Annotated in this window: 14 protein-coding genes; 4 read left to right on the top strand and 10 right to left on the bottom strand. The window is 68.7% G+C overall.

Annotated elements, in window-relative coordinates; genetic code table 11:
* Nucleotides 1–37: 37 nt before the first annotated feature.
* The 8 genes from ACPEH8_RS17945 to pyrE form a co-directional block, all read right to left on the bottom strand.
* Entirely contained in the window at nucleotides 38–757 is a 720-nt protein-coding gene (locus tag ACPEH8_RS17945) for a response regulator transcription factor (protein ID WP_082316455.1), read from the bottom strand.
* Nucleotides 738–3,398, bottom strand: a complete 2,661-nt coding sequence (locus tag ACPEH8_RS17950; protein ID WP_136006808.1) for a sensor histidine kinase — start codon at nucleotides 3,396–3,398, stop codon at nucleotides 738–740. Before ACPEH8_RS17950 ends, ACPEH8_RS17945 begins: the two co-directional genes overlap by 20 nt.
* Nucleotides 3,399–3,435: 37 nt before the next feature.
* Nucleotides 3,436–4,086 carry a potassium-transporting ATPase subunit KdpC gene (kdpC, locus tag ACPEH8_RS17955; RefSeq protein ID WP_423667714.1) on the bottom strand — a complete coding sequence of 217 codons (651 nt, stop codon included), beginning with the start codon at nucleotides 4,084–4,086 and terminating at the stop codon, nucleotides 3,436–3,438.
* Nucleotides 4,083–6,134, bottom strand: coding sequence for a potassium-transporting ATPase subunit KdpB (gene kdpB / locus ACPEH8_RS17960; protein ID WP_017355706.1), 2,052 nt, complete (start codon nucleotides 6,132–6,134; stop codon nucleotides 4,083–4,085). Before kdpB ends, kdpC begins: the two co-directional genes overlap by 4 nt.
* A gap of 11 nt (nucleotides 6,135–6,145) precedes the next feature.
* Nucleotides 6,146–7,864 carry a potassium-transporting ATPase subunit KdpA gene (gene kdpA / locus ACPEH8_RS17965; RefSeq protein ID WP_017355707.1) on the bottom strand — a complete coding sequence of 573 codons (1,719 nt, stop codon included), beginning with the start codon at nucleotides 7,862–7,864 and terminating at the stop codon, nucleotides 6,146–6,148.
* A 12-nt stretch (nucleotides 7,865–7,876) separates the two neighbouring features.
* Nucleotides 7,877–7,969 carry a potassium-transporting ATPase subunit F gene (locus tag ACPEH8_RS17970; protein WP_017355708.1) on the bottom strand — a complete coding sequence of 31 codons (93 nt, stop codon included), beginning with the start codon at nucleotides 7,967–7,969 and terminating at the stop codon, nucleotides 7,877–7,879.
* Between the two features lie 289 nt (nucleotides 7,970–8,258).
* On the bottom strand, nucleotides 8,259–8,927 hold the full coding sequence (locus tag ACPEH8_RS17975; RefSeq protein ID WP_017355709.1) for a hypothetical protein: 669 nt from the start codon (nucleotides 8,925–8,927) through the stop codon (nucleotides 8,259–8,261).
* 19 nt (nucleotides 8,928–8,946) lie between these two features.
* Entirely contained in the window at nucleotides 8,947–9,606 is a 660-nt protein-coding gene (pyrE, locus tag ACPEH8_RS17980) for an orotate phosphoribosyltransferase (RefSeq protein ID WP_017355710.1), read from the bottom strand.
* 162 nt (nucleotides 9,607–9,768) lie between these two features.
* On the opposite strand from pyrE, the gene ACPEH8_RS17985 reads away from it, so the two are divergent.
* The 3 genes from ACPEH8_RS17985 to ACPEH8_RS17995 all read left to right on the top strand — a co-directional run bounded on the left by ACPEH8_RS17985 (nucleotide 9,769) and on the right by ACPEH8_RS17995 (nucleotide 12,425).
* On the top strand, nucleotides 9,769–10,569 hold the full coding sequence (locus tag ACPEH8_RS17985; RefSeq protein WP_017355711.1) for an exodeoxyribonuclease III: 801 nt from the start codon (nucleotides 9,769–9,771) through the stop codon (nucleotides 10,567–10,569).
* Nucleotides 10,566–12,098 carry an AmpG family muropeptide MFS transporter gene (locus ACPEH8_RS17990; protein ID WP_017355712.1) on the top strand — a complete coding sequence of 511 codons (1,533 nt, stop codon included), beginning with the start codon at nucleotides 10,566–10,568 and terminating at the stop codon, nucleotides 12,096–12,098. Before ACPEH8_RS17985 ends, ACPEH8_RS17990 begins: the two co-directional genes overlap by 4 nt.
* A gap of 102 nt (nucleotides 12,099–12,200) precedes the next feature.
* A complete protein-coding gene (locus tag ACPEH8_RS17995; protein ID WP_017355713.1) occupies nucleotides 12,201–12,425 on the top strand; it encodes a hypothetical protein in 225 nt (74 codons plus the stop codon).
* Between the two features lie 329 nt (nucleotides 12,426–12,754).
* Here the strand turns inward: ACPEH8_RS17995 and ACPEH8_RS18000 are convergent, their stop codons facing one another.
* Both ACPEH8_RS18000 and ACPEH8_RS18005 read right to left on the bottom strand, forming a co-directional pair.
* The gene (locus ACPEH8_RS18000; RefSeq protein ID WP_423667717.1) at nucleotides 12,755–13,879 is read right to left on the bottom strand and encodes an anhydro-N-acetylmuramic acid kinase; all 1,125 of its coding nucleotides are present in this window, start codon (nucleotides 13,877–13,879) and stop codon (nucleotides 12,755–12,757) included.
* A gap of 96 nt (nucleotides 13,880–13,975) precedes the next feature.
* Nucleotides 13,976–15,439, bottom strand: a complete 1,464-nt coding sequence (locus tag ACPEH8_RS18005) for a peptidoglycan DD-metalloendopeptidase family protein (RefSeq protein ID WP_423667720.1) — start codon at nucleotides 15,437–15,439, stop codon at nucleotides 13,976–13,978.
* 168 nt (nucleotides 15,440–15,607) lie between these two features.
* Here ACPEH8_RS18005 and tyrS point away from each other — a divergent pair, with 168 nt between their 5' ends.
* The gene (tyrS, locus tag ACPEH8_RS18010) at nucleotides 15,608–16,819 is read left to right on the top strand and encodes a tyrosine--tRNA ligase (RefSeq protein ID WP_166472516.1); all 1,212 of its coding nucleotides are present in this window, start codon (nucleotides 15,608–15,610) and stop codon (nucleotides 16,817–16,819) included.
* Nucleotides 16,820–17,282: the final 463 nt, after the last annotated feature.

Below are 17,282 nucleotides of genomic sequence, written 5' to 3' on the forward strand. Positions count from 1 at the left end.
GGTACCTGCCGGGTGATGCCCGACCTGTGGTTGGCCATCACCCTTTGAACCGCAGACCCACGCCCGGTTCGGTAAACAGATAGCGCGAGTCCAGTGCGGAATCGCCCAGCTTGTGGCGCAGCTTGCCGACCAGAATGCGCAGGTAGTGCGTGTCGTGCTGGTGGGTGGGTCCCCAGATCTCCGCCAGGATCTGGGGCTGGGTCACCACGCGTCCGGCATTGCGCAGCAGCAGCGACAGCAGCGCGTATTCCTTGCGCGTCAGCGCCACCGGCACGCCGTCCAGGTGCACCTCCCGGCGCGCCAGGTCGATGTGCAGGTGCCCGTCGTCGAAATGCGGGAGGGCGCCGTCGCCGGATACCGTGCGCGAACGCAGCAGTGCCCGCACGCGGGCCATCAGCTCCTGGGTGCCGAACGGCTTGGTCACGTAGTCATTGGCGCCGTTGTCCAGCGCCCGCACCTTCTCCGCCTCACCGGCGCGCACGGTCAGCATGATCACCGGCACCTGGCTCCACTGGCGCAGCTCGGCCAGCACCTCGTGGCCTTCCATGTCCGGCAGGCCGATGTCCAGGATCACCAGGTCGCTGCCGCCGGTGGCCAGCAACGCCAGCCCATCCTGGCCGGTCGCGGCCTGCTGGACCACATACCCTTGAGCGCGCAGGCTGATGTCGAGGAAGCGGCGGATCTGCGCTTCGTCGTCGATCACCAGCACACGTGCGGGCGGCACGCCGGAAGAGGGGTCAGGAGTCGTCGTTGTCATCGGCAGGGTGAGGTTGCAGCAGCGGCAGCGTGATGCGGATCAGGGTACCGCGTCCATCGCGCCCCGGCAGCGCCTGCACGCTCCCACCATGCGCGCCGATCATGCCCTGGCAGATGGTCAGGCCCAGCCCGGTGCCGTGGCGCCCCCGGTCGCCGCGTTCCACGCTGTAGAACATGTCGAAGATGCGCGCGCGTTCCTCGTCGGGAATGCCCGGGCCGGCATCGAGCACATCGATGCGCAGCTCGCCCTCCACCAGCCGTGCCTGCACCTCCACCGCCGCACCGGGCGGGGAGAACTTGGCCGCGTTTTCCATCACGTTGAACACCGCCTGCTCAACCAGCGCCGGATGTACCCAGATCGGCGCGAGCGTGGCGGGAATGTCCAGTTTCAGCTGCACCTCGGGCTGGTAGCGCTGCAGGCGGCGTGCGGCCGAGCCGACCAGTTCATCCACGCCGATCCAGTCGCGATTGATCTTCAGGCCATCGTGGCCGAGCCGGGTCATGTCCAGCAGGTTCTGGATGTACCGGTCCAGCCGCTCGCCTTCGATCAGGATGGTGTCCAGCAGCGCGCGGCGGTCGGTGGCGTCCATCGCGTCGGCATAGCTGGAGAGACTGTCGGCCGAGCCGATCATCGCGGCCAGTGGCGAGCGCAGGTCGTGGGATACCGACGACAGCAGCGCCGAGCGCAGGCGCTCGGTCTCGTTGCTGACATGCGCGGTTTCCAGGTCGGCCACCAGCTGCGTGCGCAGCGCGGCCTGGGCGATGTCGTCCACCATCGCCGCCGCCAGTTGGCGTTGCTCGGGCGCCAGCCGCGCGGTGGTGCGCGGAAAGCGCATGCCGGCCACGCCAATCGCGCGGTCCTCGCCATCCAGCAGCGGCAGGAACCACCACTCCGCGCCGGCCAGGGTATTGGTGAAGCGGCCGCTGGGCTGTCCGTGGCGGAAAGCCCAGTCCGCGGCGGCCAGGTCGGTGTCACCGGGCGCGGCGCTGCCACTGGTGCTGGTGTCCTGGCCGATGCGCAGCCACGCCGGCGCATCCAGGGCCTGCTCCAGCGCTTCCCGGCCGGCCTGGGCAACCTGCTCGTTGCTCGGTGCGCGGGTCAGCTCGCGTCCCAGCGCCTGCCGCGCATGGGCATGCCGGTTGGCCGCGCGCAACGCCACGACCTGCATGCGCAGGCGCGAGGCCAGGCGGCCGGCGACCAGCGCGGCGGCAAGGAACAGGAAGACGGTGATCACGCCCTGTCGCGCGCTGATGGCGAACGTGAAGCGCGGGGCGATGAAGAAGAAGTTGTACGCCAGGAAACACAGCGCCGCGGCGATCACCGCTGCACTGGTGCGGCTGCGCGCGGCCACCATCACCACCGCCACGATGAACACCATCGACAGGTCATACAGGCCCACCCAGCGCTCGGCGAACAGCGCCACCAGGCACGCCAGCGTGGTGGCGCCCACCGCCAGCAGCATGTCCTGGCCGGCGCTGCGGTTGGCGATGGCCAGCCCGGAGCGGCGTGCGCGGGCACGGGCCTGCGGCGTGCCGATGATGGTGATCTCGTAATGCGCGCCGCGCTGGATCAACTGCTGGGTGAGGGTGCGGTTGAGCATCCGTGCCACCGGCCGCTCGCGGGTGCGGCCCAGCACCAGAGTGGACACGCTGTTGTGCGCGGCATGGTCGAGCAGCGCATCGGCAATGCTGTTGCCGTGCAGCAGCTCGGCCTCGCCTCCCAGCCGGCGCGCGAGCGCGAACGCGGCATCGATTTCGCGCCGCGTCTCCTCATCCTGGCGGCGGCCCTGTACGGTCACCACCGTCCAGGGCGCATCGCGGCGCTCGGCGATGCGTCGCCCGACCCGCACCAGGTACTCGCTCTGGCCGCCGCCATCGATTGCCACCAGCACGCGGCGACGCAGCGGCAGGTTGCCTTCGCCGCGCGCGGCGCGGGTCTCGCGCAGGCTGCTGTCGACCCGGTCGGCCGCCTCCTGCATGGCCAGCTCGCGCAATGCGGTCAGGTTGGCCGGAGAGAAGAAAGCCTGCAGTGCCTGCGCCGCCTGTTCGGGCACGTACACCTTGCCCTGCTGCAGGCGCTCGATCAGCTCGCGCGGCGGCAGGTCAACCAGCACGATGTCATGCAGGCGGTCCAGCACCGCATCGGGAACGGTCTCGCCGACCCGCACGCCGGTGATGCGCATGACCACGTCGTTGAGGCTTTCCAGATGCTGGATGTTGACCGTGGTCCAGACGTCGATGCCCGCTTCCAGCAGTTCCATCACGTCCTGCCAGCGCCGTTCGTGGCGGCTGCCCGGCGCGTTGCGGTGGGCAAGCTCGTCCACCAGCACCAGCGCCGGACGGCGCGCGAGGATCGCATCCAGGTCCATCTCCAGCAGCGCGACGTGCTGGTATTCGCACTGCCTCAGCGGCACCTGCGGCAGCCCGTCCAGCAGCGCCGAGGTCTCGGCGCGCCCGTGGGTTTCCACCAGCCCGATCACCACGTCCACGCCGCGACGCAACTGTTCGTGCGCGCGGCTGAGCATGCTGAACGTCTTGCCCACGCCGGGCGCGGCACCCAGGAACACGGTGAGTTTGCCGCCGGCTTCGCGTTGCAGGCCTTCGACCAGGGCATCGGCCTGGCGGGTACGGGAGTCGCTCATGGGTGGCGATTGTGCGCCTGCAACGGTACGCAGCGCATCAAGGCGTGCCGTGCGGCGGCTGCGCATCCAGCGCTGCGTTCAAGGTCATCACGTTGACCCGCGGCTGCCCGAACACGCCCCACTGCGGGCCTTGGGTATGGGCCTTCACCAGCGCCTGCACCTGGTCGAGGGGCAGGCCGCGGCTGCGTGCCACGCGTGCCACCTGTACGGCGGCAGCCGCCGGCGACAGCTCCGGGTCCATGCCCGCGCCGGACTGGGTCACCAGATCGCCTGGCACCTGGGCCACGGTGATGCCTTCGCGCAGGGCGACCGCCTGGGTCGCCTCGTGCACGCGTTCCTCCAGGGTCGGGTTGCTGCGCGCCAGGTTGCTGCCCGCGGCGGCCATCGGGTCGTAGTTGGCTGCCGAGGGGCGCGCCTGGAAGTAGCCGTCGCCCACGAACGGCTGGGCGATCAGCTGCGAGCCGCGCACCTGGCCATCGCGAAGCAGCAGGCTGCCATCGGCCTGCGCCGGGAACAGCAGCCGGCTGGCGCTGGTGGCGACCACCGCGTAGGCCAGCCCGATCAGCAGCAGGCTGCCCAGGCCCAGCACGATCGCCGGACGCCACGCGCCGTCCTGCTGCAGGGTGGAGGTGGCGGTCGCGCGGGACGGCGACGCGGGAGAGAGGGACGAAGCGAGCGAGCGGTTCATACGCCGAATACCGAGACGAGGAGGAGGTCGATCAACTTGATGGCCGCGAACGGCAGCAGCACGCCGCCCAGCCCATACACCAGCATGTTCCGGCGCAGCAGCGTGGTCGCCGTGGCCGGGCGGAAGCGCACGCCGCGCAGGGCCAGCGGAATCAGCGCGGGGATCACCAGCGCGTTGAAGATCAGCGCCGCCAGCACCGCGTTGCGCGGGCTGGACAGGTGCATCACGTTCAACGTGGCCATTGCCGGCAGCGTTGCGGCGAACAGCGCCGGCAGGATCGCGAAGTACTTGGACACATCGTTGGCCAGCGAGAAGGTGGTCAGCGCGCCGCGCGTGATCAGCTGCTGCTTGCCCACTTCCACCACCGCCAGCAGCTTGGCCGGGTCCGAATCCAGGTCGACCATGTTGCCGGCCTCTTTGGCGGCCTGCGTGCCCGAGTTCATCGCCAGGCCGATGTCGGCCTGGGCCAGCGCGGGGGCGTCGTTGGTGCCATCGCCGACCATCGCCACCAGCCGTCCGCCGGCCTGCTCGGCACGGATGCGCGCCAGCTTGTCCTCGGGGCGGGCCTCGGCGATGTAGTCGTCGACGCCGGCTTCGGCCGCAATCGCTGCGGCGGTGAGCGGGTTGTCACCGGTGATCATCACCGTGCGGATGCCCATCGCACGCAGTTGGGCGAATTTTTCGCGCATGCCGTGCTTGACCACGTCCGACAGCTCGATCACGCCCAGCACGTGCCGCCCTTCGCACACCACCAGCGGGGTGGCGCCGTTGCGCGCCACCTGTTCCACGCGTCCGGGCAGTTCAGCCGGCACCGTGCCGCCAAGCTCGCGCACGTAGGCGGTGATCGCATCGGCAGCGCCCTTGCGGATACGCCGGCCGCCGTCCAGGTCCACGCCGGACATGCGGGTCTGCGCGGTGAAGGCCAGGTACTGCGCCTGGGCCGGCTCGGCCGTGGTGCAGCCCTGTTCGCGTGCCAGGCGCACGACCGATTTGCCTTCCGGGGTCGGGTCGGCCAGCGAGGACAGCAACGCGGCCTCGCGCAGTTGGGGCGCATCGATGCCGGCCAGCGCATGGAAGTGGGTGGCCTGGCGGTCGCCGTGGGTGATGGTGCCGGTCTTGTCCAGCAGCAGCACGTCCACGTCACCGGCCACTTCGACCGCCTTGCCGGACTTGGCCAGCACATTGGCCGCCAGCGCACGGTTCATGCCGGCGATGCCGATGGCCGGCAGCAGCCCGCCGATGGTGGTGGGGATCAGGCACACCAGCAGCGCGATCAGCAGCAGCGGGTCGACCTTCACGCCAACGAACGCACCGATCGCCGGCAGGGTCGCCACCACCACCAGGAACGTCAGCGTCATCGCCGCCAGCAGCAGGGTCAGCGCGATCTCGTTGGGGGTCTTCTGGCGGTTGGCGCCTTCGACCAGCGCGATCATGCGGTCCAGGAAGCTGTGGCCGGGCTCGGCGGTGATGCGCACCACGATCTGGTCGGACAGCACCTTGGTGCCGCCGATCACGCCGCTGCGGTCGGTGCCGGCCTCGCGCAGCACCGGCGCCGATTCGCCGGTCACGGCCGCTTCGTTGATGGTGGCCAGCCCCTGCACGATCTCGCCATCGGCCGGCACCAGTTCACCAGAGCTGACGATCACATGGTCGCCGGGACGCAGCTCGGCGGCCGGGACATGCGTTTCGGCCGCACCGGCATGCGCGGCGGCCAGGCGCCGCGCGGTCAGGTCCTGACGGGCACGGCGCAGCGATGCGGCCTGGCCACGGCCGCGCGCCTCGGCGACGGCCTCGGCGAAGTTGCCGAACAGCACGGTCAGCAGCAGGATGCCGGTGACCGCCAGGCCGAAGCCCAGCGGCGCGTTGCCGGTCAGGGTCACCAGCAGGCTGACCACGGTGCCGACCATCACCACGGCCATCACCGGGCTGTGCAGCAGGTGCCGGGGCGAGAGCTTGATGACCGCATCGCGCAGGGCGCGCCGCCAGCCGGCGCCGTCGAGCAGGCGCGGGTGGCGGTGGGTGGAAGCATTCAACGGATAGGTACTCATGGGGTCATGTCTCAGTGCAGCGTCAGCGACAGGTGGTCGGCCACCGGGCCAAGGACCAGCGCCGGCATGAACTGCAGTACGGTCAGGATGGCGATCAGCGCGATCAGGGTCAGCGCGAACGTCGGGGTTTCGATCTGCAACGTGCCGGCCGATTCGGGAGCACGGCGCTTGGCGGCCAGCTGCGCGGCCACGATCAGCGGAATCACCAGCACCGGGTAGCGGCCCAGCAGCAGCACCAGCGTGCAGCTCAGGTTCCACCACACCGTCGCATCGCCCAGCCCCTCGAAGCCCGAACCGTTGTTGGCATATGCCGAGGTGTACTCATAGAACACCTGGCTGATGCCGTGGAAGCCTGGATTGGAGGTGCCGGTGATCGAAGGGATCGCCAGCGTCACCGCGGTCAGGGTCAGCAGCGTGATCGGCTGCAGCAGCACCAGCAGGGCGAGCAGGCGGATCTGCGGCGTTTCCAGCTTGCGTCCGAACAGTTCCGGGGTGCGCCCGGTCATCAGGCCGGCCAGGAACACGCCCAGCAGCAGGTACACCAGGAACTGCTGCAGGCCGCAGCCGATGCCGCCCCAGATGGCGCTGATCAGCATGTTGACCATCGGCACGGCGCCGGCCAGCGGGCTGAGCGAGTCGTGCATGCCGTTGACCGAGCCGTTGGAGACCTGGGTGGTCACTGCGGCCCACAAGGCGGTTCCATCAGCGCCGAAGCGCACTTCTTTGCCTTCCATCAGCAGCGGGCTGGCGGCGGTCGCCGAATGGCCTTCCAGCCACACCGTGGCCGCCACCGACAGGCTGGACATCGCCAGCATGCAACCGAACACCAGCCCGGCCAGGCGCCGGCGCCCGGTGAACGCGCCCAGCATGAAAATCACGCTGATCGGGATCAGCAGGATGCCGATCAGTTCGAGCGCATTGGACAGCGGGGTCGGGTTTTCATACGGCATGCTGCTGTTGGGACCATACCAGCCACCGCCATTGGCACCGAGTTGTTTGGCCGCAACCATCGCCGCGACCGGGCCCAGCGGCAGCTTCTGCGAGTCCATGCCCGACGCTGCATCGATCGGCGTGGCCTGTGGGCCGCCGGCCAGCGTGGACGGTACGCCCTGGCTGGTCAGCAGCACCGCCCAAAGCAGGCACAGCGGCAGCATGAAGCGCACGCATGCACGCACCACGTCGGCGTAGTAGTTGCCCACGTCCACGCGGCGGTCGCCACTGAGCTGGGCCGCCTGTTGCGCATCCACCTCGTCCGGGCGGGCGCCGAACAGCGCACGCAGGGTGGCCACCGCCAGGGCCAGCCCCATCATCGGGGTCACCACCTGCAGGCCGGTGATCGCGGTCATCTGCGCGAAGTAGGACAGCTGCGCCTGGCCCGAATAGTGCTGCTGGTTGGTGTTGGTCAGGAACGACACCATCGTGTGCAGCGCCGTGTCCCAGCGCATGTTGGGAATCTGGTCGGGATTGAACGGCAGCCAGGCCTGGGTCATGAACACGGTCTGCACCAGCGCGGCGATGACCACGTTGCTCAGCAGGAACGCGCCCACGTACCCGCGCCAGGACATGCCGCGCGCGGGGTTCACCCCGAGCAGCCGGTACAGCGGTTTCTCCACCCACGCGAATACGGCGTCGCCGCGCATCGGCGCGCCACGCATCACCCGGGCCAGGTACAGCCCGAGCGGGAAGGCCAGCGCGATGCTGGCCAGCAGGATCAACAGGATCTCGGTCATGATCGGCTCCGGTCAGAACGCTTCGGGCCGAAGCACGACATACAGCAGGTAGGCGGCGGCGACGAGCACCAGCACGCCGCACACCAGGGAAAGCCAGGCAGGCATGGTCGTGGCCTCAGAGGGGGGAAAGGGAGGGCGCGGTGCGGGGTGCACCGGCAGCACGCGCACGCGATCGGCGCCGGTCGGCGCTCGCGGCGGGGAACACAATCGGATACAGGCTCATGGGACGTCCAGGTGGAACCACTCCACGTCAGGCGAGCATGGTGGTCCTCCAAGGCGTAAACGCTCCACGCCCGCCAGGCGGGCAGCGCGTAAAGAGTGCATAAAAAAAGGGCGGATGCCGTCGCATCCGCCCCTTTTGTCCTGGCCTCAGCGCCGGGCGCGGCCCGGTCGCCTACCCGCGAGGATCGCTCGCCGCACCCTTCAACAACCGGTACCGCTGCAGCGTTTCCTCGATCTCCGCATCCAGCGCGATGCGCTGCTGTTCGAACGAGGCCTGCATTCGCTTCTGCGCCAGCAGTTCGGTGTGGCGCTGGCGGATCTCCGCGGCCTGCTTGTCGGCCACCGGCGATCCGGCCAGCTCGCGGTTGCCCGCCGTCGACAGCAGCGTCACCAGCGCATCGCGCAGGCTGGCCACGTTGTAGTGGGCGGTCTGGATGTTGTTGTCCAGGATGCCGGTGCGTTCGACGAACACCCGGCGCAGGTCCGCCTCGTTCTCATACGTGGACAGCATCGCCTGCTCGGTGCGCTGGCGGGTCTGCTCGGCGGCCAGGTCCAGCCGACGCTGGGCGGCCTCCACCGCGGCGCCGGCGCGTTCCTCTTCGGTCATCGCGCGCTGCACCTCACCGCGACGCAGGCCGCTGTTGACGCTGAACTCCTCGCGTGCGGCGTTCACCGCGTCCTGGGGCAGCGCATCGCTGCAGATCCGCTCGTTGCCCTGGTTCCAGCAGAACAGCTTCTTCGGCTTGACGGACACATCGCTGCGCGCCTTCTGGGCCTGCGCCCACGACGCTGGCAATGCCAGCAGCAGGCCGGTCACGACAATGGCGGAAACCCTGGACATGGTGGACAGCCCCCTGCTGTCAGCGCGTAGGACGGCTGCCGTAGCGGGACCGATAGTCCTCCAGCGGCTGCCTGTAGCCGACAAGTTCCGGATTTCCGGAGGCAAAATCAAGCAGGTCTGCCAGCGTGGCCACGGCCACTACCGGAATGCCGGCTTCCTCGGCCACGGCCTGGGCGGCCGATCGCTGGTCGGTCTCCGACGCGATCTCCTGGCGGTCCAGCGCCACCACGATCCCGGCCGGGGTGCCGCCGGCGCCCTTGATGATGGCCAGGGCCTCGCGGATCGCGGTACCGGCAGTGATCACGTCATCGACGATCAGCACGCGCTTGCCGTTCATGTCCGCGCCGATCAGGTTGCCGCCCTCGCCGTGGGCCTTGGCTTCCTTGCGGTTGAAGCTCAGCGGGAGGTCGCGCCCGCGCTGGGCGAACTCGCAGGCGGTCGCGGTGGCCAGCGGGATGCCCTTGTAGGCCGGCCCGAAGACCACGTCGAATTTCAGCCCGGTGGCTTCCACCGCGTCGGCATAGCAGGCCGCCAGCTGGACCATGCGGGCGCCGGAATCGAAACGGCCGGCGTTGAAGAAGTAGGGGCTCAGGCGGCCGGACTTCAGGGTGAACTGGCCGAAGCGCAGGGCATCGGCGGTCAGGGCAAGTTGCAGAAAACGGTGGCGATGGTCGCTCATCTAGACTCTATTCAATTCATTTGGAGCGCAAATCCTAATGCATGGGCGGCAATTCAGGCTCGCGGCAGACGGTCGCGGGGCCTGCAGCGGCCGGATCCGGCCAGCCGGGCCGGGGGTCAACCCGGTATGCTTTGCCGGTTACCGCTCCAGACCCGGGTCAGCATGCGCATCATCAGCTTCAACGCCAACGGCATCCGTTCCGCTGCCACCAAGGGCTTCCTCGACTGGTTCCGCGCCCAGGACGCCGACGTGCTGTGCATCCAGGAGACCAAGGCCCAGGAAGACCAGCTGACCGACCCGATGTTCCGCCCGGACGGCCACCACTGTTTCTACCGCGACGCCATCACCAAGAAGGGCTACAGCGGCGTGGCCATCTACAGCAGGCGCGAGCCCGATCAGGTGATCACCTCGCTGGGCTGGGCGCCGTTTGACGATGAAGGCCGCTACATCGAGGCCCGCTATGGCAACCTCAGCGTGGTCTCGTTCTATATCCCCTCCGGCAGCTCGGGCGACCTGCGCCAAGGCTTCAAGTTCGAGGTGATGGAGTGGCTGCGCCCGATCCTGGCCGAATGGCTGGCCAGCGGCCGCGACTACGTCCTGTGCGGCGACTGGAACATCGTGCGCTCGGCGCTGGACATCAAGAACTGGAAGTCCAACCAGAAGAACTCCGGCTGCCTGCCGCCCGAGCGCGACTGGCTCAACGGCCAGTGCGTGGACGCCGGCCAGGCGCTGGACATCGCCGCCGGCCAGGGCTGGACCGATGCCTACCGCCTGCTCCACCCCGACGGCGAGGACTACACCTGGTGGAGCAACCGCGGCGCGGCCCGCGCCAACAACGTGGGTTGGCGTATCGACTACCAGTTCGTCAGCCCCGGCCTGCGCGAGCGCCTGCGCAGCTGCTCGATCTACCGCGATGAGCGCTTCTCCGACCATGCCCCGTTCACGGTGGACTACGCCCCATGAATGAAGCGGCGGCGGTGTCGGTGCCGCATACCCCCCTGCAGCGGGCACGACGCCTGTTCGTGATCCTGCTGCTGGGCTTCGCCTCCGGCTTGCCGCTGGCGCTGACCGGCGGGGCCATGCAGGCCTGGCTGACCGTGGACGGGCTGGACCTGGTCACGCTCGGTTTCCTGTCGCTGATCGGCATCCCGTACACCTTCAAGTTCCTGTGGGCGCCGCTGATCGACCGTTTCGACATCCCGCTGCTGGGCCGTCGCCGCGGCTGGATCGTGCTGCTGCTGTTCGCGTTGGCCGCCGCTCTGGTGTTGATGAGCAGTCTGTCGCCGTCGCGCAACCTGCCCCTGTTCGCCGGGGTCGCGGTACTGGTGGCCTGCCTGTCGGCCACCCTGGACGTGGTGATCGACGCCTACCGCACCGACCTGCTGGAACCGGCCGAACGCGGCCTGGGCGGCTCGTTCACCGTGCTGGGCTACCGCTTGGCGATGGTCCTGTCCGGTGGCATCACCCTGATCTGGGCCGAGCAGTGGCAGAGTTGGCCGCAGGTGTACCGGGTGATGGCGGGGCTGGCGGTCGGGGTAGGGGTGCTGGCCCTGCTGCTGATGCCGCGCCTGCCCGCGCGCTTCACCGCGCCGGTGTCCCGTGCCGGTGGCGAGCTGCGCGGGTTCGTGGCCCTGGTGGCCGGTGTCGCGGTCGGCGCGTGGGTGGTGCACTACCTGCTGGTGCTGGTCGGCCTGGACCCGGACAGCAGCGACCGCTGGACCCGGCTCACCTTCGTGGTCAGCCAGATCGCCGGCGCAATGACCGTCGGCCTCGGCGTGACCCGCTGGATTCCCTTCCAGACCCTCAACGCCTCGCTGCGCAGCTATTTCGGCATGCGCGGGGCCGGTGCGTTCCTCGCGCTGGTGGTGCTGTACAAGATCGGTGATGCATTCGCCCTCAGCCTGTCCACGCCGTTCCTGCTGAAGGGCATGGGCTTCAGCCAGGCCGAAGTGGGCCTGGCCAACAAGACCATCGGTCTGTTGATGACCATCGTGGGCGCCATCGTGGGCGGCTTCTTCCTGTTGCGCCTGCGCTTGTCGCAGGCCCTGCTGGGCTTTGGCGTACTGCAGCTGGTGTCCAACCTGGGCTTCTACGCGCTGGCCCGCGAAGGTGCCGGGGCATGGGGCTCGGTCACCGTCCCGGCCTTCAACCTGCTGATCGTGCACCTTGAGCACGCCACGCTGATGGACAGCCTGCTGCTGTTTGCCCTCAGCCTGGACAACTTCGCGGGCGGCATGGGCACGGCAGCCTTCGTGGCCCTGCTCAGCGGGTTGTGCGGCACGCGCTTCTCGGCCACCCACTACGCGCTGCTGTCGGCGTTCGCCACGCTGGGGCGGGTGTTCGTGGGGCCGTTCGCTGGCGTGCTGGCCGATGCCTATGGCTGGCAGACCTTCTTCCTGGTCTCGGTGCTGGTCGGCGTTCCCGGCCTGCTGATGGCCTGGTGGCTGCGCCGGGAAGTGGATGCCACCACCCAGACCGCCGCCACCGGCTGACCGCCGGCGGGGGCCGGCCGCCCCGGTTTGCCACCCGCAGTGTGCTGTTGGATGATGGGGACTGTTGTGCCGTGGGGGCGGTGCTTGCCGACGGGGAGAACAATGGTCGATCTGCTGCTGCGGGATCTGGACCCGCTGTTGAACGAGCGTATCCGGCGCGTCGCCGTGGCGCGCGGCTGGACCCGTGAACACACCTGCATGGTGCTGCTCGAACAGGGCCTGTTCACCAGCGAACTGGACGTCCGCAGCGGCTTCCACGACCCCGAAGTGAATGCCCTCGCAGACGCCATCGCCGCCCTCCAGGCCCTCCCCGACGCCCCCCCGTAGAGCCGGGCTCTGCCCGGCTGCGCGCCGCGCCATGCCGCCGGCTGTTCTCCGCACCACGCCCCCGTAGAGCCGGGCTCTGCCCGGCTGCGCGCCGCACCATGCCGCCGGCTGTTCTCCGCACCACGCCCCCGTAGAGCCGGGCTCTGCCCGGCTGCGCGCCGCACCATGCCCCCCGGCCGTTCTCCGCACCATGCCCCCGTAGAGCCGGGCTCTGCCCGGCTGCGCGCCGCGCCATGCCGCCGGCCATTCCCCGCACCATGCCCCCGTAGAGCCGGGCTCTGCCCGGCTGCTCCAGGCGCAATACCCACCTGCCAACCCGAAACCCGGCACTACGCCGGATGGATCGCACCCAGTATCCGCGGCCCGTGTGCGCCGCTTACGCTCGGCAGATTGCCCGGCAGGCCGTCCAGCGTCCGCTGCGCCAGCCACGCAAACCCCATCGCCTCCAGGTAATCCGGGTCCAGCCCATGCACCGCGCTGGATTCGATGACCACGCCCGGCAGGCGCGCCCCCAGTCGCCGCAGCAGCGCCGGATTGCGCACGCCGCCCCCGCACACCAGCAGCCGCGCCGCGCCCGGCAGGTGGGCCAGCAGCGCGTCGGCCACGGTGGCGGCGGTCAGCTCCAGCAGCGTGGCCTGTACATCGGCCGGTGACCGGGCCTCCCTGTCCATCGCCGCCTCGGCCCAGGCCAGGTGGAACTGCTCGCGTCCGGTGCTCTTCGGCGGCGGCAGCGCGAACCAGGGATCGGCCCGCCAGTGCGCCAGCAAGGGTTCGTCCACCTGCCCGCTGGCCGCGAACGCACCATCGGCATCGAACGGCACCCCGCGATGGCGCTGGCACCACGCATCCATCAGCGCGTTGGCGGGCCCGGTATCGAAGCCGCGCGGAACGCCCTCACGGGGAATCAGGGTCAGGTTGGCGATGCCACCCAGGTTGAGGATCGCCCGGTCTTCGCCGGTGGTGCCGAGCATCGCCAGGTGGAACGCCGGCATCAGCGGCGCGCCATGCCCGCCGGCGGCCACGTCGCGTCGGCGGAAATCGGCCACCGTGGTGATCCCGGTCAGCTCGGCGATGCGGTTGGCATCGCCCAGCTGCCAGGTGAAGGCCGGATCGCCCAGCGGGCGGTGGCGCACCGTCTGGCCGTGCGAGCCGATCGCACGGACCTGCGCGCGCTGTACCCCGCTGGCGAGCAGCAGGGCATTGGCGGCGGCGGCGAACTGGATGCCGACCTCGGCGTCGATCCGCCCCAGCGCATCCAGCGAGGTGATGTCGCCGCCTTCGCCCAACGCGATCAGGTCGGCACGCAGCGTCGGGTCCCAGGGATGGGTATGCCCGTGCACAAAGCGGCAGCCGCCCTCGGCGGGAAACTGCACCAGCGCGGCATCGATGCCATCGGCGCTGGTGCCGGACATCAGGCCCAGGTAAAGCGGAGTATGCGGATCGACAGCAGTCATGGCAGGCGCTTGAACGGAGTGCGGCCAGCTTCCGCGCAAGCAGCGGCCGTCGTCAATGCGCGCGTGGTCGCGCGCATCGAACCGGCGGCGCGACGGTCAACCGCGGCTGGGCTTGGCCGGTTTGGCCGCGCTGGCGGTGGCCGTCGCGGCCTTGTCCGCCACCGGTGCCGGCGACGCGTCGGCGTAGATCAGCTTCTCCATGCCCTGGATGCGGGCCAGCGCCGGCGCGGTCTGCGCGCGGAACGCGGCCAACTCGCTGCCCTGCAGCGGCTCCGGCGGCGGCATCGTCACCGACAGCGGATTGCGATGCACGCCGTTGACGCGGAATTCGTAGTGCAGGTGCGGGCCGGTGGCCAGGCCGGTCGAGCCGACATAGCCGATCACCGTGCCCTGCGCCACGCGCTGGCCGGTCTTGATCGCACCGAAGCGCGACATGTGCCCGTACAGCGTGGTGTGGCCGCGGCCGTGGTCCAGGATCACCACATTGCCGTAGCCGCGCTGCGTGCCGGCGAACTGCACGCGGGCATCGCCGGCGGCCATGATCGGCGTGCCGGTGCGCGCGGCGTAGTCCACGCCCTTGTGCATGCGCATCTTGCCCAGCACCGGGTGCTTGCGCGCGCCAAAGCTGGAGCTCAGCCGCGCGAACGGGATCGGCATGCGGATGAAGCTCTTCTTCAGCGGCCGGCCGCTGGCATCGAAATACTCGGACTTGCCGTTGCGGTCGAAGCGGAACCCGCTGTAGGTCTTGCCACCCGAGGTGAAGGTCGCCGCCAGGATCTTGCTGGTGTCCACCTTCTCGCCCTCGCGCCAGGTCTCATCCAGCACCACGCTGAAGCGGTCGCCCGGCTGCAGGTCCTTGGAGAAGTCGATGTCGTACTTGAAGATCTCGTCGGTCATAGTGGCGATCGCCAACGGCGACAGCCCGGCCTTGCGCGCCGCGGCGTACAGCGAACTGGTGATTTCCCCGCTGGCGACCACGCGCCGGGTCGAGAACTCGCGCTTGATCACCTTCTCGGTGATCTGGTTGTCCTTCAATGACAGTTCGACGCGGTTGTCGGCATCGCGGTCGAAGCGGATCGTGCGCAGGTCGCCGGACAGGGGCAGGTCGAAGGCGATCTCCGCGCCGGGACGCAGCTTGGTCAGGGCCTGCCGCGCGCCAGGATGCTCCAGCACCTGGTGCATCACCGTGGCCGGGATGCCGGCCTCGTCGAACAGGTTGCTGAGGGTCTGGCCGCGCCGCACGCGCAGCACCTGCCAGCTGTCGCCCGGCGTCTGCAGGCGGCGTTCCTGCGAGAGCGGCGGCAACGGCAGGGCCAGCGTGGCATGGCCCTCGGAGTAGGGGGATTCGATGGTGTGCGAGAAGCCGGGGACGATGGTGGCCACCAGCGCGCCAATGGTGGCGAACAGACTGGCATGCATCCAGTGGCGGCGGGTCCAGCGCTGGTTGAAGGCTGCGGGCAGATGCTGCTTGAGCTTCCGATGGAGGGCGGTGTCGTGAAGGACGTGAAGGCGTTCCTTGAAGCGCTGCTTGCGCGCGCGGCCTTGATCGGAGTTCAGCATCGTGGGTCTGTTCCTGGCTGGCCCGGGAGCGCGGGCCCAAACGTCGGTAACATAGACAGGTATAAATAGTGCGTCAAACCCTTGTGCCTATTGGCTTTTGTGAAGCGCTTGCGGTTAACTTGTAATTAACGTCATTCATGTAAATAAGGCATTGCCGGGAGTTGTCACGTGTCCTCGATTGAAGAAGCCATTGCCCTGATCGGTCGCGGCGCCGATGAGATCCTCAAGTCCGAGGAGCTGCGTCAGCGTCTGGAAAGCGGCCGTCCCCTGCGGATCAAGGCCGGCTTCGACCCCACCGCGCCGGATCTGCACCTGGGCCACACCGTGCTGTTGAACAAGCTGCGCCAGTTCCAGGACCTTGGCCACCAGGTCATCTTCCTGATCGGCGACTTCACCGGCATGATCGGCGACCCCTCCGGCAAGAACGTCACGCGCAAGCCGCTCAGCAAGGACGACGTGCTGGCCAATGCACGTACCTATGAGGACCAGGTCTTCAAGGTACTGGACCGCGACAGGACCGAAGTCCGCTTCAACTCGGAGTGGTTCGGCAAGATGGGCGCGGCGGACATGATCCGCCTGGCCGGCCAGCACACCGTGGCCCGCATGCTCGAGCGCGACGACTTCGCCAAGCGCTACGCCGCCCAGCAGTCGATCGCCCTGCATGAATTCCTGTACCCGCTGGTGCAGGGCTACGACTCGGTGGCCCTGGAGGCCGACGTCGAACTGGGCGGCACCGACCAGAAGTTCAACCTGCTGATGGGCCGGGGCCTGCAGGAGCACTACGGCCAGAAGCCGCAGATCGTCTTGACCATGCCGCTGCTGGAAGGCCTGGACGGCGTGGCCAAGATGTCCAAGTCGCTCAACAACTACATTGGTATCAGTGAACCGGCCATCGACATCGTCACCAAGACCATGAAGATCGGTGACGACCTCATGTGGCGCTGGATCGAGCTGCTCTCCTTCGATATCAGCGAAGCCGAGGCCAGGAACCTGCGTGCGCAGGTCGAGGCGGGCGGTTTGAACCCGCGCGAGGTGAAGCTGCGTCTCGCCCGGGAGCTGACCACCCGCTTCCATGACGCGGCCGCTGCCGACCAGGCCATCGCCGGCTGGAACGCGGCCGTGACCGGGCAGGGCGATGTGACCCTGCTGCCGCTGCAGGAAGTGACGATTCCGGCCGAAGGCCTGCGGATCGGTGCACTGCTGACCGCCGCCGGGCTCACCCCGAGCAACTCCGAGGCGTCCCGCAAGCTCAAGGAGCGGGCGGTGAAGGTGGATGGCGAGGTCGTGGACGACGCCCAGACGCTGTTCGCGCCCGGTTTTGAAGGCCTGCTGCAGGTCGGCAAGCGCACGTTCGCGCGCGTTCTGCTCGTCGCGGCCTAAGCGTCACAAGGCGTTTCCGGCCGCGGTGACGCGGCCGGACCTGAATCGGAAGAAGAAGACGTCAAAAAAAGTGACGATCCCCCTTCACAAATGCCGCCGATAGGGACATACTTTCCCTCCCCCGACGCAGGGGCCACCGCAAGGCGGCAACCGCACCGGAACAGGACGGCAACCACTTCGAAAGAAGGTGTTGACGGAAACGAAAAGCCTGACATAATAGGCGGCTCGCTTCGACGAAAAGACCTCCGGGTCGCACGGCGAAGCAGCATCGGCAACAACGTCCACTTCGGTGAGACGGCCTTGAAAAAAGGTGTTGACGAGGCGGAAAAGTCGGCTATAATGGGCGGCTCGCAACGACGGAAACGTCGGGGCACACGGAGGAAGGCGCTGAGGCCGACTCCAAGGTTCTTTGACAGTATGCGCAGGTATCTTGTGAAGGCGCCTGCAGGAAGGATGATTTGTC

It is taken from the genome of Stenotrophomonas sp. NPDC077461 (assembly GCF_049545475.1).
Lineage (GTDB): Bacteria > Pseudomonadota > Gammaproteobacteria > Xanthomonadales > Xanthomonadaceae > Stenotrophomonas > Stenotrophomonas nematodicola.